A 21,674-nucleotide genomic window follows, 5' to 3' on the forward strand; every position below is an offset into this window, starting at 1 on the left:
TTTTATTTTTTAGATATTTTTTTTAAACCACTAATACAAAATTTTCTAGAAAGGTCTCCATAGAGGGCATTTGAATTTTTAATAGTTATATTTAGCCTTTTGTGTTCAAGGTGATATTCTATAGCGCGGAATTTGGCGTAACGTCGCTTTATTCCTATATTTTGCAAACGATTGAAAATATCATAATCTTCACATCCATATCCAACCATATCCTCATCGAATCCATTTATCTTTTCAAAGTCTTTGTAAAACATAGCCATATTAGCTCCGCGCCCATAGAATTTCTTCCATGAATACAAATACTTTGTAATGAAATGGAAAGATGGTAGATGTAAAGCATTTGTTTTTCTACTAACACCTTTATTGAAAATTCCCACATTAATGCTATGATTCATTATCATATAGCGTGTCATTAATTTACTAAGCTTAGCACGACTACCAATAACAAAGCACCCTTGTTTAGCAATATTTTCATGATCAGCTACAAAGCGTCTATCTAGTATGATGTCTCCATCAATAAAAATTAGATACTCTCCTGTGCAAAACTCTTTAATTGCGTCATTATGTATTTTGGCTTTACGGAATCCTTCGTCTTTATGCCAAGCATGGTATAAAGGGCATGGAAAAGAACATGAAAATTGTTTTATAAGATTAAATGTTTCTGGATCTGAGCCATCATCAGCTATTATTACTTCGTCTGGTATACGGCTCTGATTAAGAACACTCATCAGGCATAGTCTAAGCGCACCTACTCTGTTATATGTAGAAATAATCAAGGATATTTTCATAATCATGTTTATTTATATCTTTATATATAAATCTATTTTATTGTAAATATTGCATGTCAGAGTAACTTTTAAATTTTATATGCGGTTTCATAAATACGCTTATTTTCAAAATCGTAATATCATTTCATTGATTTATTTGTATACTATTGTAACAAGGAAAGGAGCCCTTATTTAATCATATTATATATTTATTGTTTACACTTACAAAACTAAGTTACAAAGATATATATAATATCGAGCAATGACAATAAAACCATGTTAAATTATGGAAATATTTAATATTAAAATGATGTATTTGCCAACTCATACTAAAAAATAACCTACTAATATATAAAAATGTAAATAACATAAATAAGGTGTGGAAATGAACTCTTAAATTATTTGTGTAACTTTGATGCTTTAAAAATTTGGGTGATAAATATTTATTTGTAACTTTGCGGTTATGAACGAAGGAAACAAAATTTCTGTTGTCATTAATACATATAATGCAGAAGAATATTTAGTCAAAGTGCTTGAAGCAGTAAAGAACTTTGATGAGATTGTATTATGTGATATGGAGAGTACTGATCATACATGTGAAATCGCAAAGAAATATGGATGTCGTATAGTAACTTTTCCGAAAGGAAATATTACAATAGTAGAACCTGCAAGGACATTTGCTATTGAGTCCGCTCTATATAAATGGATATTATTAATTGATGCAGATGAAATAGTAACTCCAGAATTACATGATTATTTATATGCCAAAATAGCAGAAAAGAATTGCCCAGAAGGTCTTTTTATCCATAGAAAAAATAAATTTATGGGTAGATTTGTTCATTCTTCTCCTGACTATCAATTAAGATTCTTTATTCGTGAAGGGACGGTATGGCCACCATACATACATACAATACCTATAATTCAAGGTAGAACAGCTAAGATACCTTTAAAAAAGGAAAATGTACATTTAATACATCTTGCTGATGAGGATATTAAAGGCTATATTGAAAAAATGGACAGATATACAGATATGGAAGTTGAAAGAAAGGCAATGAGAAAACATTATGGTATTAAGGCTATACTATTTCGTCCTATATGGTTTTTCTTTCGTACCTATTTTATTAACGGAGGTTTCAAAGATGGGATACGTGGATTAATAAGATGTGTACTAAGTGCAACATACCAATTTGTTTTTATCTCAAAAGTAATAGAGAAACGATATAAAGGTAGAATAAATTTATGAGAAAACAAATAATAGTATCAGCTGATTATAATGGCTATGAGTCCTTCATAAGTGATATACCTGAATTATTCCGTAATGAACAAGGAAAAGTTATATATAATGGGCGCAATCAGATAAGGAGTTTTAATGATGGTCCTAAAAAAATGATTGTAAAGCGTTTCAAAAAGCCTGATATAGTAAAGAAAATAATTTATTCGTTCTTTAGGAAAAATAAAGCTGAAAAAGCTTATATAAATGCATTTGAAATTTTAAAAAGAGGTTTTAATACTCCAAGACCTGTCGCATATATAAAGGAGAATAAAGATGGACTGTTGAATTATGTTTATTATGTATGTGAATATACTGATTATGAGCCTATTAAAGATTATTTGAATTGTGATAATTCTTTTGATAAAAATTTAGCTGTTGCTTTTGGAATATATGTAGCAGAATTACATAAAAAAGGTATTATTCATAACGATCTAAATTGTACAAATGTATTATTTAAGAAAACTAATGAGAAATATTTATTTACTTTGATTGATATTAATCGTATGCAATTTAAGAAAGAAGGCATAAATTTTTCTAAATATGACTGTTTGGATAATCTTACAAAGTTCTCAGAATTTGATGATGCTTATAAAACTGTTTTAGATGGGTATATCAATGCTAGAGGTTGGACAGGATATGTTGATGAAGCAATAAAAATAAAACTACGTCATGATATTCGTTGGAAAAGGAAGAAACGAATAACAGGATTATTTAAGAAACGAATATAATCAATTATATAAACTAAGGTAATATATAGCCCATTAACTATAAGTAGCTTTTAGCTTTTTTATATGCCTTTTTGAAAAAGGCACCATCATTTAGTTTGTCTTTAAATTCCATCACATTATTTTTAATGATCGAATAGTCTTGTAAAGACATGCTTTCTAGTCTTTCCGGAACTTCACGAAGAGAATTGACAGCAATACCTAAGTTGTTTGCCTTTATAAATGGCACCATTGCAGATTCTTCCGATAGTATCACAGGCAGCCCGCTACGCAAGTAGAATGATGTCTTGTGGGGATTGTTTATGCGTAGATATTCACCCCAATTGCCACTGCATCCATCTATGTCATCACCATCCCATACCAGTCCCCAGTCTCCTGTTACTTCAGAGATGAATTTGTCAGACTCAACGAAACCAATATAATGCATATTTTTCCATTTTGAAGCTCTTTCCGTATCTATACCTCTGCCATAAAGATTAACTGTACAACCTTTAATATTATCATCTAACTTATATAAGAAAGCATTTTTACGTGCTGATATACTGCCTGCATAGACGATGCGTGAAGGAGGGTTGCCTATTGCATAGGACGTAGGTTGACTATTACTTATATAGTCAAAGATATCCAGATTAGTAAGAGGTACTTTGCAACCATGATTAACCAACCATTTATTCATTGCACAGTTATGTACAATGATAGAATCAGTTAGTGATAGCTTTTTTATTTCCTGCTCTGCTGTAAGCTTGTGTCTGCGGAATGTTCCCAAATCATGTATAAGTGTAATTGTTTTTGCCCCTTTTAGATGAGCGATCCGGCAAATCACCTTATAGTATTTTTTGAATGGATATTGTATAAGAAGTACATCCCCTTTATTAAGTATGAATGGTAGCTTGGCAATACTGAATGTTTTAGCTATAAATGTGCTTATTTTACTTTTACTTTTGACTTTAAATGAAAGGTCTCTAAAACCCATTCTATCCATTAAAGCGTCAATATGTTCTTTGGCTGTATTGCCTGTTGGTACTCCTATAAAACAATTCATATTTGTATAATTGTATTCTTTAACTACTTGAATATTTTTATTATCTTTTCGATAATTGGTGCCATGTCATAATATTTATATTCTGCCAGTCTGCCACCGAAAATGATATTATTTTCTTTGTCAGCCAGTGATTTATATTTAGAATATAACATAGTGTTCTTCTCGTCATTTACCGGATAATATGGTTCCATGCCATCTTTCCATTCTGTTGAGTATTCTTTTGATATCACAGTCTTGGGACATTTGTCAATATCCTCACCAAACATCTCAAAATGTTTATGCTCTATTATACGTGTATATGGAGTCTTTGAGTCGGTATAGTTGACAACCGCATTACCTTGGTAGTTGCTTGTGTTAAGAGTCTGCTCTTCGAAGCGTACAGTACGGTATTCCAGTTCTCCAAAGCAATAATCATAATACTCATCTATCTTACCTGTGAATATTATTTTCGATGCTATCGATTCCCAATGAGAGCGGTTCTCAAAAAAGTCTGTACCGATACTTGTCTCAATATTTTCTAATAGGCCATCTATCAGTTTGTTGTAACCGCCAATCGGTATGCCTTGATATTTATCGTTGAAGTAATTGTTGTCAAAGACTAACCTTACCGGCAATCTTTTAATGATGAAACTAGGCAAATCAGTGCACTTACGTCCCCATTGCTTTTCGGTGTATCCCTTAATTAGTTTCTCATATATATCTTTTCCAACTAGTAGCAATGCTTGCTCTTCAAGGTTTCTTGGTTTTGATATACCTTCCGCTTCCATTTTTGAGTTGATAGCAGATTTCTGTTCTTCAATCTTTGCCAGAGCCTCATTGGGCGTATTCACGCCCCACATCTGATGGAATGTATTCATGTTAAAAGGCAAGTTGTACAACTTACCATTATAATTAGCTATTGGAGAATTTGTGTATCTGTTGAATTCAACTATAGAATTTACAAAGTCCCATACCTTTTTGTTAGAGGTATGGAATATATGTGCTCCATATTTATGTACATTTATTCCCTCAATATTTTCACAATATAAGTTGCCTCCAAGGTGCTGTCTTTTGTCTATCACGAGGCAACGTTTTCCGGCCTTTTTTGCCATATAGGCAAACGTTGCGCCGTACAAACCGGCTCCTACTATTATATAATCGAATTCTTTCATAATCTAGTATATAAGATTTAACATCGTCCTAATTGTATGTCAACTTCTCAAGGCAAGTCATCATTGGTGAATCCTTTGATATTCTTCCCTTGTTCTTTTCCACCTGTTATGGCTCCACAAGTAATACCTTGGATCACGATTTATAGTATCTTCTAGCATATTGAAGAAAGTTTTCGTCACTTCAAACTCGCCCATATTCTCAGGTTCTTTTGTTATAAGACGGAAAGTGCATATGTAATGTCCTCTTTTAGGCCTTTCCATATCAACATAGAATACAGCGTTTTTCATCTTTCTCATAATTCTCTCCCCACCCGTGAAAACAGGCGTGTCATGATTCATGAAGTTGAGCCACAAATGTATGTTTTCCCATTTGGGTGCCTGGTCAGATATGTAGCCAAACAGCGACATGCGGTTCTCCCTGCGATAGGTAAGCAGATGACGCAATATATCTTTCTTAGGTACGCAAACGCCTCCCATGCTCATACGTATTCTGATAAAAAGGCGGTCGAATATCTTGCTGTACAGCGGATGATATATCAGTCCCATAACAGCTTCTTTGTGTCGTGCAAATGATATTCCTATGGCAGATAACCATTCCCAATTGCAGTAATGCCCAAGTATAGCTGCACATGACTGTCCGTTGTCAAAACATTCTTCTAACTTTTCCACATTGCGGAATTCTATGTGCTTAAGCATTGTGGCTTTACTTATAGACAACAGTTTGATAGTTTCTAGAAAGTAGTCGCACAGAAAATGATAGAAGCCTTTTTCTATACCCTTGCATTCCTTAGCTGATTTTTCGGGGAACGAAGTCGTTATATTCTTTCTTACTATTTTTTTACGGTAACCCACTATGCTGTAAACCAGTATATAGAAGAAATCGGATATGACATAGAGCAACTTGAATGGCAAGAGAGATACCAAGTAAAAGAAAGCATATACTATGTAATAAAAGACCTTTCCCATAACTTATAGCGATTGCATATCTTTCAGCTTTTTATAATAGCCGTCTTTGCTCAGAAGTTCTTCGTTAGTTCCACGTTCTACTATCTGGCCTTCGTGTATTACGCATATCTCGTCAGCATTCTTTATTGTCGATAATCTGTGTGCTATAGCTACAGTCGTGCGAGTCTTCATCAACCTTTCCAGCGCGTCCTGTACCAATCTTTCCGATTCTGTATCCAGAGCCGATGTAGCTTCATCAAGAATAAGGATAGGAGGATTCTTCAGTATTGCACGAGCGATACTTACCCTTTGTCTCTGTCCGCCAGAAAGTCTTCCACCACGGTCTCCTATGTTAGTGTCATACCCGTTTTCAGATGCCTCTATGAATTCTTTTGCGTTAGCTATCTTTGCGGCTTCTTCAACCTGCTCGCGTGTGGCGTTCTCTACTCCGAAAGATATATTATTATAGAATGTGTCATTGAACAATATAGCTTCCTGATTAACATTGCCGATAAGCGAGCGTAAGTCATGTATACCAAGTTCTTTTACGTTTATTCCATCGATAAGAACTTCACCATCCTGTACGTCATAGTATCGCGGGATAAGGTCTACCAGTGTAGATTTTCCACCACCACTCTGACCAACTAGAGCTATAGTCTTGCCTTTCTCTATAACGAGATTAATATCCTTTAGCACCCATTTCTGGTCGTACTTGAATGATACATGACGGAATTCGATCTGATGCTCGAATGCAGAAATGTGCTTCGGATTTTCCGGTTCCACGATATCATTCTCAGCCATGAGTATCTTGTCTACACGCTCCATTGACGCCAGACCCTTTGGTATGTTATAACTTGCTTTGGAGAATTCCTTCAGTGGGTTGATGATACTATACAGGATAACGAGATAATAGATGAACGTTGGTCCTGATAGAGTATAATTGTTCAGTACAAGGATACCTCCAAACCACAACACGATTACAATCATTACTGTTCCCAGAAATTCACTCATAGGATGGGCCATCTGTTGTCTTGTGTTAACCTTCAGGATGTTGTCCCGGTAGTCGCTGTTCACTTTATCAAATCGCTTGTTCATCTTCTCTTCCGCACAGAAAGCCTTGATGATACGTAGTCCGCCAAGAGTTTCTTCCACCTGACTCATGGTGTCGCTCCATAGAGCTTGTGCCTTTATAGACCTCTGTTTCAGTTTTCTGCCTACAAATCCCATGAACCATCCCATTATCGGTACGATGACAATAGTAAACAATGTAAGTTGCCAACTGATAACCAACAGTGTCACAAAATATACAATAATAAGTATAGGATTTTTGAACAGCATATCCAGAGAACTCATAATAGAGTTTTCTATCTCCTGCACATCACCGCTCATTCGTGCAATTATATCACCTTTTCTCTCTTCCGAGAAGAAACCCAGAGGCAGAGATGTTATCTTCTGATACAGCTGGTTGCGTATATCCCTTACTACTCCTGTACGTATCGGTATGATCGTAGCAGATGAAAGAAAATAGGATGCCGTCTTCAGAAAAGTCATTATAGCAAGAAACAGTCCGATTAACAATAATGTTGTAGACGCCCCCATGTCATTAATCAACAGGTGAATATAATAGTTTGAATTATTACTTAGCACCTCTTTCATGCTTCCGCTGCCCCATGCCATTAGTTTGGTAGCTACTACGGCCTGATCTGTTTTGAACAGTATCTGCAGTATTGGTATTAAAGCCGCGAATGAAAATATATTAAGTATCGCAGAGATTATATTAAAAACTACCGTCAACAAGAGATATTTCTTATATGGCGGAACAAATCTTCTCAATACTTGCAGAAATTCGTTCATTATTTTGCCCTTTATTGGTCGCACGCATCGCCAAACAGTGTGGCGCTTGTGCTGTTGTTTATTTTTACTCTTACAGTATCGCCTATATGATGGTTACCTCTATCTATGATTACCACCTTATTCTGTTCGGTCCTGCCAAAGAGCTGCTCGCGTGATCGTTTACTTGCTCCTTCTATCAGTATGTCATACTCATTACCTACATTCTTTGCGTTAGCCTCTGCCGACAGTTTAGTCTGCAACTCTATTAGTTCGGCCAGTCTGCGTAGTTTCAACTCTTCAGGAACATCATCAGGCAGGTTCTTTGATGCGTAAGTGCCTGGACGCTCACTGTATTTGAACATGAAGGCAGAGTCGTAACCAACCTCTTTCATGAGCGACAGCGACAACTGATGGTCTTCTTCCGTCTCACTGTGATAACCTACGAATATATCCGTAGTTAGTCCGCAGTCAGGTATTATCTTTCTTATAGCGTTAACACGGTCCATATACCAATCACGTGTATATTTACGGTTCATCAGTTTCAGTATTCTGTCACTTCCGCTCTGTACCGGTAGGTGTATCTGTTTGCATACATTAGGAACCTCTGCTATTATATGTAATGTTTCATCACTCATATCCTTAGGATGACTGGTAGTAAACCTTATGCGCATGTCCGGTACGCTCTCTGCTACTTTGCGCAGCAATTCCGGAAATGTGATGTTGTCAAACTTATAAGAGTTCACGTTCTGTCCAAGCAGTGTTACCTCCTTGAATCCTCTATCTTGCAGGTCTTTTACCTCTCTAAGAATGCTCTCTACATCACGGCTGCGCTCACGTCCACGTGTATAAGGTACGATGCAGTAATGGCAGAAATTGTTACATCCACGCATTATGCTTACGAATCCTCCTATATGTGTACCACAGATACGTTGAGGTACTATGTCACGGTAAGTCTCTGTTGTCGAGAGCTCAATATTCATTGCCTTTGCTCCAGTTTCAGCCTGCGCGATAAGGTCGGGCAGAGTAAGATAAGCATCAGGACCTGCCACCAAGTCTACATGATGGTTTTCTATCAAGTCATTTTTTACACGTTCTGCCATACATCCCAGCACACCTAGAATCATCCTCCGGCCCTTCTTCTGTTCTGCATGCAGTGTATCAAGACGGTTATATATCTTTTGTTCAGCATTGTCACGTACCGAACAGGTATTCAAAAATACGGCATCAGCATCTTCAACGTTTTCGCATACTTCATAGCCGGCCATCTTCATCACTGAAGCCACGACTTCGCTATCTGCCACATTCATTTGGCAACCGTATGTCTCTATAAATAATTTTTTCATTCTGCAAATATAATAAATCTTTCTTTCACTGGCAAATATGCCTCTTCATTTTACATTCTCTTAGTAGAATACAGTAGCGCAAAGTATATCACGACTGCTGATACAAAACCGGCTATAGCGTCTATCAGATAGTGTGCTTGTATATATACAGTAGAGCAACATAACAGCAAGTAGAACGGCAGCAGACACAATAATAGTTTGCGGTTGCGTGAATGCACAGCCAGCAACATCAGCACAGTACTGATACCTACATGACTACTTGGAAATGCTGCAATAGGTCTCTCACCTGCGTTCTTCGCATCTTCCACCAGATGGTAGAACAGTCCGTCTTGATATCCCGGACTGGCCAGACATTCCTGGTGAGTACTGAAATAATAGTGTAGATTTGGGAATATTCCATGAGTTATCTGGTCAAGTCCCACAGCCTTATAGTAGAATTGCGGACCGGTTACTGGCAGCATAATGAATATCACATAATAGATAAAGAAAGATGTAAGTATTATAAACGAAGCCCTCTCAAATTCATGATATTTCCATATGAAATAATATAGAGTCACGGCAGCTATCATTGGATAATAAGACGCATACCCCATATCCATCAGTTCACTGAATATATGACTTGGAATTATATGGCAGAATACTAATGCCGGCTGACATCCGAACAACTGCTGTTCCCATCCAGCGAACAGATGGTCCAGATTAGGGAACATACTGTTTATCTCATATATGTCGGGATACCACCAACTGAGCAGAGCCATTTGCGCTGCCACTCTCACAAACCTTGTAAACCTGCACGGTATCATCCTGTATACCGCCCACAGGGCTATTGTCATCACACCTATGCGTATGCGCCCCCATATCATTGATTCGGGGTTTTGTATCTTGGTATATGTAAAGAATACTATAAGCATGGTAAAAAGCAGGTAAGCAATTACCACCCACTCCATAGCAAACATATTCTTACGTGGATTCTTCTCTATTCTGAACAAGTCCTTAAAAAACCAATATATATTAGTGAAACCAAACTTCCGCATTCTACTTTTCTAATTAGTTTATAGCCATTTGTTATCTTTATACCATTTCATGGTAATCTTAACTCCATTCTCCAGATCATACTGCGGCTTGTAACCCAGTTCATTGACAGCCGGTTCTATGTCACAGCGCCAGTTGCGCTGTCTCATTATGTTATACTTATCATTGTTAAGCGCAGATATGCGACCTGTAAGGCGTCCTACATATTCACCGCAGATTGTCACTATTCGCAACAACCATATCGGAGCCTTAATCCTTATCAGCCATCTGTCACCCAGTTCATGACATATCAAGTCACTGAATGTGCGTGACGAATAAACCTTACCATCGCTTAAGAAATACTTTTTTCCTGTCAGTTCCGAGCTGATAGCAAGGAATATTGCTTGTACCACATCCTCCACATATATGAAAGTGATATCCTGTGGTTTGTATCCCACAGAGAAATCCACATGTCCCTTTATACTCTTGGCCATCATGAAGTAATCTTTCTCACGAGGACCGTATACGCCAGTAGGGCGTAATATAATATATGGGAAACCGATTAGAGACTCTAAATACCGTTCACTCTCCAGTTTACTCTTGCCATAAGCTGTATTGGGCTGAGGCTTATCTGTCTCTGTTATTTCCATGTATGGCCTGTTTTCTCTCACAGGTCCTAGCACACTAAGGCTACTTACATATACAAACTTCTCTATCGGCATATTGAGAGTTATTATTGCATTCACCAGATTCTTTGTGCCCAAAGTATTCACCTTGAAGAAGTCCTCCTTATGCAGACATTTGGTTACGCCGGCGGCATGCACAACATAATTGAAATCCATACCATCCAACTGTCTTTTTAACTTCTCCTCATCAGACAGATCCAGTTCTATAAAGTTGATCCGTCCGTCGGTAAGGTATCTCCGCGAACTGCTCTTTCTTACTGCAGCCCACACATCCATGCCCTGTTTCAATGCTCTGTCTACTATGAAACCGCCTATAAAACCAGTGGCACCTGTTATTAGAATTTTCTTGTTACGCTCCTTGTCATTCATCTCGTACAAGTTTTTATCTTATCAATTGCCTATATTCCTTTATGACCTCCATTACAGTATCGTCATTTTCGAACCGTTTCACATATTCTTTGCTCCTTGCTATACGCTCATCTCTGCCTTCTGTTCCTTTCAGCGAAGCATTCAAAGCTTCAGCCATGCCCTTTACATCGTCTGGCGATACATATAAGCAGTCTTCACCACCGGCCTCTTCCAGACATGACCCGGTACAAGCTACTACCGGCAGTCCACAGTTTATAGCCTCGATGATTGGTATTCCGAAACCCTCATACCGAGACGGATACACAAATGTTTCTGCCATCTGATATACAGCAGGCAAATCTTCGAACGGCAAACCGTTGATTATGAGTACACGTTGCTGTAAATCGTTTTTTTCCACATAGTCAAGTACCTTGTTGGTATAAGTAGTATGCTTACCCACAATCACCAATGATACATCCTCATCTATATCTTTGAGTGCCTCCACTGCAAGCATCACATTCTTGCGTTCCTCTATGCTGCCTACGTTCAGTATATACCTCTTAGGCAAACCATACAGCAGCCTTACCTTATGCTTTTTCTCATCATCCACAGTCTGTTTGAAACAGTCGTCACAACCTTGGTATATTACCTTTATCTTATCAGGATCCACATGTCCGAACTCTATTATATCTCTTTTTGTGCATTCGCTTATAGCTATTATCTGTTCAGCCTCCTTGCAAGTTTTTCTGAACTTCATCGCATATATCTTTGCATCCAGCCAGTTGTAATACTGAGGAAATCTCATGAAGATTAGGTCATGGATAGTAACTATACCATGTATGCCACTGCTCTTAAGTCCGATAGGCAGTTCTCCGCTCAGTCCGTGATACAACTTCACACCATCATGCTTGAGAGTCCTCACGATATCCTTTATCCTCCATAAGTCTCTCTCGAAACGAAATATTCTGTCCTCAGGGTATACAAATTCCACTCTTCTGTCTTCATCTATCATCCCTCTCAGGTTATCTCTGCCTTTGTCAGGTGCATAGAGTCGGAAACGAAACTCGTCACCACACTCCTTTACGATACCGTTTACCAGCGTACGTCCATAGTTGCCCAAGCCTGTAGCATTACGTACTATACGCTTGGCGTCAAAACCTATTACCATATGCCTGTCGTCTGTTTTCATCGTCTGTTTTTTAGATCCTTTGATGTAACTTGCAGGATAGCTTTACCCATATTTTCTCTTCTCTTGCTTGGTGTTGGCTTGTCGGCTATCACCTTGTTGGCATTAAGATCATATACAGTAAATCCGGTGCTGTCTACCACCATATATCCATTGTCGAAAGTATGATAAGCAAAGTGATGAGTATAAGATTTGCTAGTCACGTCTCTGCTGAATCTGAACATATCATGATTTATGCCCATCTGCCCAAGCAGCGTAGCAGCAAGGTCGGTCTGGTTGCAGAATTTGCTTATCACCCTATGGCTCTTTATGGCTCCACCTGCCCATATCATTGGAACATGATTGCGTAGTATGTCAGTCTCCTTCAGATTAGGATACCTTATGCCGTGGTCAGGCAGGAATATTATCAGTGTATTGCGCCATTGTGGTGTCTTCTTCAATTTGTTGATGAAGTTGCCAATACAATTGTCAAGGTAAGCGAATGAGTTATACACCTCATAGTCGAACTTATGATAAGGCACAGTCCACGGCTCATGACTGCTCAGTGTGAGAAAAGCTGTATGCCAGTGTTTCTCCTTATGACTGATTATCTGTTTATAGAGCGTTTCGAAAGTTATGTCATCCCTAACGCCCCATTTGCCGTCACCCTGTTCAGCCTTGCTGTAATCCTCTGAACTTGTTATCTTCTGATATTGCGTGCTTATCACATAGCTGCGCATATTCGTAAAGTCGATGTCGCCCCCATAAAGGAAATTCGTAGCATATCCATTCTTAGCCAGTTCCCTGGCTATAGAAGGCATCGTACTGCTTTTTGTCGGTATTTTCATCACCGATATATTCGGGAACGATGGATAACCGCTGAACGTGCATACTGTGCCCCTGTCAGTACGGAAACTGTTTCCGTAACAGTTAGAGAAGTATACACCCTCTTTTGCCAATTTGTTAAGGTTTGGCATTATCTCAGGATGTCCGCCTATTTCGGTGAAAGAGCCACCGCATCCCTCCATCTCAACTATTACCACATTAGGTCTTTTGGTATTGAGAAGAGTATCGCAATCTATGCTCTTTGTATTATAAAATCCATTGATGATGTCATTACACTTCTTGTCATCAAAAAATTTGAACTCCACATTTTCTTCATCCACTTTCTCCAGCGAAGCCAGAAAACTGAATACCGGATTTACTGCCGAATGGTTCAGAAACTGGTCGGGCGAGTAGTACACCTGTCCCACATTCGTGGTAGCCGCACTAGTTCCGCCACGTATTCCGATAATGATAGGGGCCGTCATCAGTAATGCGACCACTGTATAGGCAATCTTTTCTTTCATAGATATACCATCGATACGTTTAGGCATAACTACCACAAGCAACTTATATATCAGGTATCCTATTACCGCTATTGCTATGATCCTAACTATTACATACCATGCAGATACACTGGCGAAAGCATCGCCGGTAGTGTCCAAATACTGCAATACTGTATAGTCTAACTTGAAATCCCAAAATGTATACAGACTAGCATCCACTACGAAAGCCACAGCGAAGAGAACCGCTATCACTCCGTAATAGTATTTCATCACCATCCTGATCTTACCCCATCCGTTCCACCACAGCGATATGATGAATACCAGGAAAGGCAACAACCAGAAATACAAAGCCGTAGACATATCCAGCGTCATACCGTGCATTATCACCCGGCATACATCTGCAATCGAAAAATGATGCCCTGCCGCATTGTATAACATAAAGAATGGCTTTGCTACAACGAACACCAGTGTTATGACTAAAAATATTTTTAGAAGATACAATAATCTCTGTTTCATGATTCTACTTCAAGTTCCTTATTTGAATAATCTTTAATACACATCTCATATATCAGTCTGAGCCATACTACCGTACACGGTAGAGCCTTAAGCGAATAAGCTTGGACATATCCCTTGCGTATAAACTTAGGAACGATATCTGATCCGGACATGCAGGTAAGTAAAAATACGAATACCATAAGGGCTATATCCCATTTGCTACGTTCCCAAGGTACTGCCGCATACCATATCACCACTCCGATAACCGCAATGATGTACGTGCTCGACTCGCTGCTTGTACTAAACAGTATCACGAATATCATTGTAGACGCAAGAAAAGCCAAGCGGAAGTCAATGTTCTTATACTGTCGTGTCCTCAAGTATGGCAATAAGAACAATATCAGCCCCGGAGCGAACATATACAGATTAGAGAAATCCGCATTGCCCGATATCCGGTGCACCATACCCAGCAACGAAATATTCTGCATACCTACCAGCATTTCATTACTTGCATTCTTCATCACGAGCGACGAATACCATTCCGAGTACTGTGATATCTGATAGTCGAAATTGCTTATCAGCATTGGCAGCGCAAATATTATCACTGCCCACATCAGCACATGCGATGCCAGTCTGCCTTTATGCTTTGAGAACACGAAGAATGCCAGTCCCACGATTCCATAAAGTTTTACGAAAGTACCTATCACTATCCAGAAAGCCGCCCACTCGTCTTTGCCCCTTTCTATGCATGTGAACGTAGCTATTATCATAGCCGCAGTAGCTATATTAAACTGCTGCATGAATAGAGCACTTAGCAGTTCCTGTGCGCAAAACCATAATATGAATATCTGTACTCTGTCGGATACCGGCATCTTTCTTATTGCATAGTACAGAGTAGCTGTGAGCACAACCAACCATAGCAGCATCCCAATGAAGTCGGGCAATAATGCAAAAGGGGCTATTATTATGCTGAACAGTGGTCCGTAGTGATTACAGTCTTTGAATTCGAGAGGATATTGCGCATATAGCGAAGTCCCTTTTATGGTATGCCAGAAGACATACTTGAATATTAAATAGTTATTATGCCGTTCGTGCCAGTACTTCAAGAAGAACGATACAACGGCGAGTATCATCCATAAACCGAACAACACCCTATAGTCAGAAAAAAACGGTTTCCTAAAGAAATCCTTCAATTGCTTCATGTCAGAATTTATATATGATATAAATATAATGCGGGTGCAAAGGTAATGAAATTTACTGTTTATTCGTTTTTTATTACTGAAAAAACTTAAAAAAGGACATTTATAGCGGGAAGATTATCTTATTTTAATTCAGTACTTGTCTTATGCAAGGGTTGATATGTTATTTATAATTCAAATCTGTTCGAAATGCGTTTAGATTTAAATATCAGGTTCAACCAAAGTTCAACTAAAGTTCAACCGCGGTTGAACTCTGACACCCCTTTCTACGCAGGTGCGGAAATTAAAACTAATATTAATAAAGAAAATACAGCTAAAGCAGTATAAAAGAAACTGCTGCTGTTTCTGATTTTTCACTATATGATATTTGATTTTATAAAAGTAAAAGAGAAATGTCTTTGTGTGGTATATCTGTCGCTCTGTTATTCGCAGAATATTTTTCAAATAAAATGTCACAATACCACTATATGTGTTAAACGACTGGATGTCAATACTATAACATCTTAAAAGGATCGATATAAATGCCACAAAACGTCACTCAAATACCACTCTGGAGCTATCCTTTAATACCTCAGGATGATAGCTTTTGAACCATGGGAGCTATCCTCCAACACCCCAAGATGATAGCTTTTAAACTACGGGAGCTATCTTTTGACAAGGTAGAAGCTATGCTCTATATAAAGTTTCGTTCGAGTGGTATTTGAGTGACGTTTTGTGATATTTCAGAATGCGTGAAAGTCCCATAAACACAGGGTAAGTGGTATAGTGACATTTATTTATAAAAAAATCGCATGACACCATTTCTAAATTAGTATCTTGATAGGACTTGTTACAAATACAGCGGTAGCAGTTTACTAAATTTAAAAGAATGTTTGCAATGATATCTGCGAATAATAGTATAAGATTCCGTTATTTTGTTATGCATAAAAATTACTTGTGTTCGAACACTATAAATGATTTAAGTCAAGTTTAATAACTTTTTGTGTATAAAAAGTTATTTATTTTTTTGATTAAAGTAAAAATTATTTGTATCTTTGCACTGTTTAAAATAAATTTTATAAAAAGGAATCGAGAAAACAATAGGTTTTTTTAGTAAAAAAAGATTGTATTAAGTGACTATTTGTGTCGAGAGATACGCATAGTACATTAATTTAATTATGCCATTAGGGTTAGTGATTAATCTTATTGGCTTTCAATGGTTTTGAATAACCATAAAGTGGATCAGCTCTTTTTGAAAGTGTTGAGCCACTTTTTTTGTTCGTATCAAAGTTGCAAATAAACATTTAATCTTTTGTGAGAGTAAGAATAATTAAATAAAAATGCAGCCGTAAGGGAATTAATTGATGGAAATTTAATATCTTTGTGGCATAGAAATTTTTTAATTATGAAAAAAATTGTAGTCTTGACGGGTGCCGGAATGTCTGTGGAGAGTGGATTGAGCACTTTTCGTGATGCCGGCGGTCTATGGGAAAACTATCCTGTGCAGCAGGTAGCGTCGCACGAAGGGTGGGAGGCTGACCCTGAACTTGTGACTAACTTTTATAATATGCTACGTAAAAAACTGCTCGGGGCTAAACCTAATGAGGGGCATGATCTTGTGGCTAAGTTGCAGGAGAAATATGACGTCACTGTGGTTACACAGAATGTGGATAACCTGCACGAGATGGCAGGCAGCAAAAATGTTATTCATCTGCATGGTGAACTGATGAAGGTCTGCTCTAGTAATGACCCTTATAATGCTAAGTTCGTACAGACTCTTGATGCTAAAAATTCGCAGGTGGTTCCCGGTACTAAAGCCGGTGACGGTAGTCTGTTGAGACCTTTCATCGTATTCTTCGGTGAGAGTGTGCCAATGATAGAACCTGCGGCTGCAGAGGCTCAGAAGGCTGATATATTCATCATAATAGGCACTTCGCTGAATGTTTATCCTGCTGCCGGACTGGTGCAGTATGTGAATAGTGATGTGCCGGTATATCTTATAGACCCTAAACCTGTGATGGCAGGTGGATACCATAAGGTGATACAGATACAGAAGGGGGCTTCGGATGGCATGAAGGAGCTGTACACAAAACTGATGGAGAAGTAGACTGATGACTGATGGTAACCAAAAGAGAATAGACCGTGCGGTAGAACTCTTTATGAAGGGGTACAACTGTTCTCAGTCGGTGACGGTTGCTTTTGCCGACTTGTATGGTTTCTCTGAAGAACAGGCGCTGAAGGTGAGTGCCGGATTCGGTGGAGGAATAGGTAGGATGAGGCAGACATGCGGGGCTTTCTGCGGTGCTGTGGCACTGGCAGGGATGGACTGCGGTGCCACTGATGGTGCCGATCGTGAGGGGAAATCCCACAACTATAGTGTTGTGCAGGGCATGGCGGCTAAGTATAAGGACAGGAACGGGTCGCTGATATGTGCCGAGATTCTCGGATTGAACGGAGCAGAGGCTGTGCCTGTAAGTGCGGAGGCTTCTGAACGGACCCCCGAATACTATAAGAATCGTCCATGTGCTATGAAAGTGAAGAGTGCAGCAACAATCTTCGCTGAATATCTGGAAAGTAAATAATCGAATATTAATATGTCTATATTGTTACTTATCATCGGATTGCTCGTAGGAGCAATAGGTGCTTATCTGTTTCTCAATGGGAAGTCTTCTTCTATGGCTGAGGAGAACAGGCGGTTGTCTAATATTATTGCGTCGAAGAATACGGAGACGGAACTCCTTAGTAAGAGGATAGATGACATACGTAGTGAGAACGCGCTGGCCAAGGCTGAGGCTGAGGCTCGGTATGAGCGTGAAAAGGTGGAAGAGAGCCAGAGGCGCGACCGTCAACTGAAGGAGCAGCTTACACTGGTAGAGGAGCGTATGACTAATGCTACTCAGCAACTGCTGAAGCAGCGTTCGCAGGAGTTGGATGAGAATAATCATAAACAGATGGGTACTATCATAGATCCTCTCAAGGATACTATGATGCAGATGCGTAAGGCTATTGACGACAGTAATATAAAGAATGCTGAGAATACTTCATCGCTCAAAGAGCAGATTCGTAATCTGCTGGAGAGTGCGCAGAATATAGGTCAGGAGGCAGACAAACTGACTCGTGCCTTGCATAGCAATACGAAGGTTCAGGGTGATTTCGGAGAGATGATACTCAGCGAACTGCTCGAGAAATTCGGTTTCAAGAGGGGCGTGGAGTATGATGTGCAGGAGGTGCTCAGAGATGAAAACGGAATGTTGCTTAAGAACGCAGAGACCGGCAATACGATGCGTACTGATGTTATATTGCATTATCCTGACGGTAAGGATGTGATAATAGACTCGAAGGTGTCTCTCACGGCTTTTGTTGACTATATGAATGCTGATAATGACTCTGATCGTGAACGTCTGCTTAATGATCATATAAGGAGTATACGCAATCAGGTGAGAAATCTGTCGGCAAAAGACTATAGTAGTTATGTTAAGAAGCCGCATGTGGCTCTCGACTATGTGATAATGTTTGTTCCTATTGAGTCGGCTTTAGTTCTGGCCTTGTCTAAGGAACCTATGTTGTGGAGAGAGGCGTTCGAGAAGAATGTGTTTATCACCGGTGAACAGAATCTCTTTGCTGTGCTGCGGATGATACAGATAGCATGGACACAGAAACACCAGACAGAGAATCAGGAGAAGGTGTTCTCTCTGGCTAGTACATTTATATCGCGTGTAGGTGAGTTTGTTGACCGCTTTAATGATGTTGGTGTGAAGTTGGTTGCTGCTCAGAAGGCCTTCGGATTTGCACAGGAAAAATTGAAGGATGGTAATCAGAATCTACTGAAACCTGCTCAGAGTCTTATCAAGTTGGGTGCCAGGCAGAATCCTAAGCATCCCTTGCCCAAACCGGTTGGTGAGGATGAAAAATTGATGTTGGAAGAAGAATAACTCTTCAAATCTGTCAAAGGTGAAAGGTAGTGATTTTTTAAAGTTATTCAGAGTAATATGACTGTTTGTATGATATAAACATTATCTTTGCATAAACAAAGATAACGACGATGGATATAAACAGCCTTATAATAGAAACAATGAAATTCTTTGCGGGAGACGCAAAGCGTATACAACATTTTATTAAGGTACATTCGTTTGCCAAACTTATAGCTCAAGGTGAGGGTATGGATGATATCACTCTTAATACTCTTGAGGCTGCTGCTGTGGTGCATGATACGGGCATCAAACCGGCTGAGGAGAAGTATGGTCAGTGTGACGGTAAGTTGCAGGAAAAGGAGGGACCGGCTGTGGCCAGACCGCTGCTTAATAAATGTGGGGCTACTGATGAGCAGATAGACAGGATATGCTTCTTGATAGCTCATCATCATACGTATAATAATATTGATGCTCAGGATTATCAGATATTGGTTGAGGCTGACTTTCTAGTCAATATATATGAGGATGGCATAGCCAATGTGGATACGATAAGAGATAAAATATTCCGTACTGCTACGGGTGCTGAAATGTTGAATGTAATGTTTAGGAAAGATTAAGGTAAAGCCATGGAACAAAAAAATATTGAAAATGAATTCATTCAGAATATGATGGATGACTATTATAATGGAGACTTGGCTTCTTATCCTTATTTCGGCGAGTATATCAGATGGAAGAAAGGTGATGTGCCTTGGCCTATGATGGATAGACATTCTGCCAGGGATATAATAAATAAGGCAACTGATGATATAGACAAATTCGGAGTGATGAGAAATACAACTGAATTTGTTGCGCATGTTAAGGATAATGATATCATTGACCATTATGACAAATACGGGGAGAATAGATATGTGGTTGCATATCTTTCAGAACTATTGCAGGATTATACTAAGTTGATGCAGGACGGATATTTCGACTAGTATTGTAACGTTTTTATAGTATTGCCGTGATGTCTTCTATACCATTTTTGCTTATGGCTACACGGTAGTGATAATATTCGGTAGTGATATCCTGGTATGTGCATTGAATGACAAAGTTGATGAAGTAAACTCGGTGCCCGCTTACTTCTGAATATCCTCCTGAACCGTCGTTGGCATATAGAGGTACACCGGGGTCATCCATATTGCGCATGAACTCGAACAGGTTGCATCTTATTATGTCGTTAACGCCTTCCATTCGATAATGACTTGACTTGCTCACATTCTTCCTCTTGAGGTGCATCTTCTTGCGGTATAGGATAATCTGTTCGTTTACACCTCGACTTATCTCCAGTAGGGTGTTACGCTGACGTTTCTGCTGAACATTAGGTGGAAGTTTGTCGGGCGTGATATAATCGAAGCCTTCTTTGCACCATCCCAGTTTGAGATAGTGTATGCTCATGGATGTCTTGTAGTCGTAGAATTTGCTGCCCATTTTATGAGCGAAATAAAAGCGTATAAGTTCTTTAATACGGTCTTTGAACATATAACTCACCACAAGAGCAATGAATAGCGGTAAGGTGAAGTTGCCATAGGTCTGCTGGAATGAGAACGCTATCATGGTGGCAAATATCATTGACAGGCCTGCTGCTAACATAAATGCAAGCTGCTCTAACAGGAATGTATTGCGACGCTTGCTTACGGCAAGGAATAGATTGCTCTCGGCAAACTTTTTGAGCATGCCTGCACGGTGTATAAAACCCTTGTTATTATCGGTAGATTGTGCTTCGACGTACAGATACCCCATGTTTTTTTTGTAGGCCAGTTCCTTATCAAGCAGATCTGATATATCTGTTTTTGCTTCATCCCAAGTATCGCGTTTTTCTTTCTTCAGATAACTGCACAGTAGGAATAGGTGTTGCTCGGTAACGTTGGATATGAACTCGTCGGCAAACTGGTAGTATTCTTTTGCTGTTGTGTTGTTAAGCCGGTTAACTGTGCTGTAAAGACTACGGTATTGGTTGACCCAGGTATCTATGCCTTTTGCCATAATACGACAATGGTCCGGTTGTCCGCCTTCTGATAATACCATACGGTAAGTGTCACGCAGGGTGCTCTTGAATATTGATGCGGCCATTTTTACTTCGCTTTCGAACTTTTCCAGAGCCCTTGGGTTATTAAATTTTTCCAATCGATTTATGGCTCTGACAAGCATACGGAAAGGCATGTTGTCGGCACTGGTAAGTTGGGCCAGCGTGAAGGTGGGAGTGATAAGGCGTATATGCGAATGCACGTTCTGATAGAACATGGCTTTACTAAAGGTACGGCGGTTGATATCCAAGCTTTCGGGCATGAATATCCATGTGTTCATCACGAAGTCACTCTCAGGCATATCCGGTTGCGCGATATAACCTACCTTAAACTCTATAGTGTTGCTGTCGTGTATCTTGCTCTGTATGTCTATCATATATTGTCCCCTCCCACGGACGATATTCAAT

General features: G+C 39.1%; 19 protein-coding genes. 7 read left to right on the top strand and 12 right to left on the bottom strand.

Annotated elements, in window-relative coordinates:
* Window positions 1-2 precede the first annotated feature (2 nt).
* Entirely contained in the window at window positions 3-788 is a 786-nt protein-coding gene (locus tag XYLOR_RS11235; RefSeq protein ID WP_036881056.1) for a glycosyltransferase family 2 protein, read from the bottom strand.
* 442 nt (window positions 789-1,230) lie between these two features.
* Between XYLOR_RS11235 and XYLOR_RS11240 the strand changes: the two genes are divergently transcribed.
* Both XYLOR_RS11240 and XYLOR_RS11245 read left to right on the top strand, forming a co-directional pair.
* On the top strand, window positions 1,231-2,010 hold the full coding sequence (locus XYLOR_RS11240; protein WP_036879561.1) for a glycosyltransferase family 2 protein: 780 nt from the start codon (window positions 1,231-1,233) through the stop codon (window positions 2,008-2,010).
* A complete protein-coding gene (locus tag XYLOR_RS11245) occupies window positions 2,007-2,768 on the top strand; it encodes a lipopolysaccharide kinase InaA family protein (RefSeq protein WP_036879563.1) in 762 nt (253 codons plus the stop codon). Before XYLOR_RS11240 ends, XYLOR_RS11245 begins: the two co-directional genes overlap by 4 nt.
* A 37-nt stretch (window positions 2,769-2,805) precedes the next feature.
* Here the strand turns inward: XYLOR_RS11245 and XYLOR_RS11250 are convergent, their stop codons facing one another.
* Genes XYLOR_RS11250 through XYLOR_RS11295 form a run of 10 tightly spaced genes read right to left on the bottom strand, consistent with a single transcriptional unit; the run spans window position 2,806 to window position 15,314 of the window.
* A complete protein-coding gene (locus tag XYLOR_RS11250) occupies window positions 2,806-3,807 on the bottom strand; it encodes a glycosyltransferase (protein ID WP_036879565.1) in 1,002 nt (333 codons plus the stop codon).
* 23 nt (window positions 3,808-3,830) lie between these two features.
* Complete coding sequence (gene glf / locus XYLOR_RS11255; RefSeq protein WP_036879567.1) at window positions 3,831-4,958, bottom strand: UDP-galactopyranose mutase; 1,128 nt, start codon at window positions 4,956-4,958, stop codon at window positions 3,831-3,833.
* Window positions 4,959-5,018: 60 nt separating this feature from the next.
* Complete coding sequence (locus tag XYLOR_RS11260) at window positions 5,019-5,924, bottom strand: lysophospholipid acyltransferase family protein (protein ID WP_036879569.1); 906 nt, start codon at window positions 5,922-5,924, stop codon at window positions 5,019-5,021.
* Window positions 5,925-5,927: 3 nt separating this feature from the next.
* The gene (locus XYLOR_RS11265) at window positions 5,928-7,757 is read right to left on the bottom strand and encodes an ABC transporter ATP-binding protein (RefSeq protein ID WP_036879571.1); all 1,830 of its coding nucleotides are present in this window, start codon (window positions 7,755-7,757) and stop codon (window positions 5,928-5,930) included.
* An 11-nt stretch (window positions 7,758-7,768) separates the two neighbouring features.
* Window positions 7,769-9,079, bottom strand: coding sequence for a tRNA (N6-isopentenyl adenosine(37)-C2)-methylthiotransferase MiaB (gene miaB, locus XYLOR_RS11270; RefSeq protein WP_036879573.1), 1,311 nt, complete (start codon window positions 9,077-9,079; stop codon window positions 7,769-7,771).
* 50 nt (window positions 9,080-9,129) lie between these two features.
* Window positions 9,130-10,113 carry a phosphatase PAP2 family protein gene (locus XYLOR_RS11275; protein WP_036879574.1) on the bottom strand — a complete coding sequence of 328 codons (984 nt, stop codon included), beginning with the start codon at window positions 10,111-10,113 and terminating at the stop codon, window positions 9,130-9,132.
* Between the two features lie 18 nt (window positions 10,114-10,131).
* Window positions 10,132-11,145, bottom strand: a complete 1,014-nt coding sequence (locus XYLOR_RS11280) for an NAD-dependent epimerase/dehydratase family protein (protein ID WP_036879575.1) — start codon at window positions 11,143-11,145, stop codon at window positions 10,132-10,134.
* 13 nt (window positions 11,146-11,158) lie between these two features.
* The gene (locus XYLOR_RS11285; RefSeq protein ID WP_036879577.1) at window positions 11,159-12,313 is read right to left on the bottom strand and encodes a glycosyltransferase family 4 protein; all 1,155 of its coding nucleotides are present in this window, start codon (window positions 12,311-12,313) and stop codon (window positions 11,159-11,161) included.
* A complete protein-coding gene (locus XYLOR_RS11290) occupies window positions 12,310-14,133 on the bottom strand; it encodes an LTA synthase family protein (RefSeq protein WP_036879579.1) in 1,824 nt (607 codons plus the stop codon). The genes XYLOR_RS11285 and XYLOR_RS11290 overlap by 4 nt, the downstream gene beginning before the upstream one ends.
* Entirely contained in the window at window positions 14,130-15,314 is a 1,185-nt protein-coding gene (locus XYLOR_RS11295) for a glycosyltransferase family 87 protein (protein WP_036879581.1), read from the bottom strand. Before XYLOR_RS11295 ends, XYLOR_RS11290 begins: the two co-directional genes overlap by 4 nt.
* A 1,381-nt stretch (window positions 15,315-16,695) precedes the next feature.
* On the opposite strand from XYLOR_RS11295, the gene XYLOR_RS11300 reads away from it, so the two are divergent.
* From XYLOR_RS11300 to XYLOR_RS11320, 5 genes are all read left to right on the top strand, one after another.
* Complete coding sequence (locus XYLOR_RS11300) at window positions 16,696-17,397, top strand: NAD-dependent deacylase (RefSeq protein ID WP_036879584.1); 702 nt, start codon at window positions 16,696-16,698, stop codon at window positions 17,395-17,397.
* 4 nt (window positions 17,398-17,401) lie between these two features.
* The gene (locus tag XYLOR_RS11305) at window positions 17,402-17,872 is read left to right on the top strand and encodes a C-GCAxxG-C-C family protein (protein ID WP_036879586.1); all 471 of its coding nucleotides are present in this window, start codon (window positions 17,402-17,404) and stop codon (window positions 17,870-17,872) included.
* Window positions 17,873-17,884: 12 nt separating this feature from the next.
* Window positions 17,885-19,222, top strand: coding sequence for a DNA recombination protein RmuC (gene rmuC, locus XYLOR_RS11310; protein ID WP_036879588.1), 1,338 nt, complete (start codon window positions 17,885-17,887; stop codon window positions 19,220-19,222).
* A gap of 110 nt (window positions 19,223-19,332) precedes the next feature.
* The gene (locus XYLOR_RS11315; protein ID WP_036879589.1) at window positions 19,333-19,818 is read left to right on the top strand and encodes an HD domain-containing protein; all 486 of its coding nucleotides are present in this window, start codon (window positions 19,333-19,335) and stop codon (window positions 19,816-19,818) included.
* A 9-nt stretch (window positions 19,819-19,827) separates the two neighbouring features.
* Window positions 19,828-20,178: a hypothetical protein gene (locus XYLOR_RS11320; RefSeq protein ID WP_036879592.1), complete on the top strand. Its 351-nt coding sequence runs from the start codon at window positions 19,828-19,830 to the stop codon at window positions 20,176-20,178.
* A gap of 13 nt (window positions 20,179-20,191) precedes the next feature.
* On the opposite strand, the gene XYLOR_RS11325 is transcribed toward XYLOR_RS11320, so the two are convergent.
* Entirely contained in the window at window positions 20,192-21,643 is a 1,452-nt protein-coding gene (locus tag XYLOR_RS11325; protein WP_036879594.1) for a hypothetical protein, read from the bottom strand.
* Window positions 21,644-21,674: the final 31 nt, after the last annotated feature.

This window comes from Xylanibacter oryzae DSM 17970 (assembly GCF_000585355.1).
Taxonomy (GTDB): Bacteria; Bacteroidota; Bacteroidia; order Bacteroidales; family Bacteroidaceae; genus Prevotella; species Prevotella oryzae.

Excerpts from the sequence above, each read along its gene's own strand:
- XYLOR_RS11235 (WP_036881056.1), bottom strand. The coding sequence starts at position 788 with ATGAAAATATCCTTGATTATTTCTACATATAACAGAGTAGGTGCGCTT.
- XYLOR_RS11240 (WP_036879561.1), top strand. The coding sequence starts at position 1,231 with ATGAACGAAGGAAACAAAATTTCTGTTGTCATTAATACATATAATGCA.
- XYLOR_RS11245 (WP_036879563.1), top strand. The coding sequence starts at position 2,007 with ATGAGAAAACAAATAATAGTATCAGCTGATTATAATGGCTATGAGTCC.
- XYLOR_RS11250 (WP_036879565.1), bottom strand. The coding sequence starts at position 3,807 with ATGAATTGTTTTATAGGAGTACCAACAGGCAATACAGCCAAAGAACAT.
- glf (WP_036879567.1), bottom strand. The coding sequence starts at position 4,958 with ATGAAAGAATTCGATTATATAATAGTAGGAGCCGGTTTGTACGGCGCA.
- XYLOR_RS11260 (WP_036879569.1), bottom strand. The coding sequence starts at position 5,924 with ATGGGAAAGGTCTTTTATTACATAGTATATGCTTTCTTTTACTTGGTA.
- XYLOR_RS11265 (WP_036879571.1), bottom strand. The coding sequence starts at position 7,757 with ATGAACGAATTTCTGCAAGTATTGAGAAGATTTGTTCCGCCATATAAG.
- miaB (WP_036879573.1), bottom strand. The coding sequence starts at position 9,079 with ATGAAAAAATTATTTATAGAGACATACGGTTGCCAAATGAATGTGGCA.
- XYLOR_RS11275 (WP_036879574.1), bottom strand. The coding sequence starts at position 10,113 with ATGCGGAAGTTTGGTTTCACTAATATATATTGGTTTTTTAAGGACTTG.
- XYLOR_RS11280 (WP_036879575.1), bottom strand. The coding sequence starts at position 11,145 with ATGAATGACAAGGAGCGTAACAAGAAAATTCTAATAACAGGTGCCACT.
- XYLOR_RS11285 (WP_036879577.1), bottom strand. The coding sequence starts at position 12,313 with ATGAAAACAGACGACAGGCATATGGTAATAGGTTTTGACGCCAAGCGT.
- XYLOR_RS11290 (WP_036879579.1), bottom strand. The coding sequence starts at position 14,133 with ATGAAACAGAGATTATTGTATCTTCTAAAAATATTTTTAGTCATAACA.
- XYLOR_RS11295 (WP_036879581.1), bottom strand. The coding sequence starts at position 15,314 with ATGAAGCAATTGAAGGATTTCTTTAGGAAACCGTTTTTTTCTGACTAT.
- XYLOR_RS11300 (WP_036879584.1), top strand. The coding sequence starts at position 16,696 with ATGAAAAAAATTGTAGTCTTGACGGGTGCCGGAATGTCTGTGGAGAGT.
- XYLOR_RS11305 (WP_036879586.1), top strand. The coding sequence starts at position 17,402 with ATGACTGATGGTAACCAAAAGAGAATAGACCGTGCGGTAGAACTCTTT.
- rmuC (WP_036879588.1), top strand. The coding sequence starts at position 17,885 with ATGTCTATATTGTTACTTATCATCGGATTGCTCGTAGGAGCAATAGGT.
- XYLOR_RS11315 (WP_036879589.1), top strand. The coding sequence starts at position 19,333 with ATGGATATAAACAGCCTTATAATAGAAACAATGAAATTCTTTGCGGGA.
- XYLOR_RS11320 (WP_036879592.1), top strand. The coding sequence starts at position 19,828 with ATGGAACAAAAAAATATTGAAAATGAATTCATTCAGAATATGATGGAT.
- XYLOR_RS11325 (WP_036879594.1), bottom strand. The coding sequence starts at position 21,643 with ATGATAGACATACAGAGCAAGATACACGACAGCAACACTATAGAGTTT.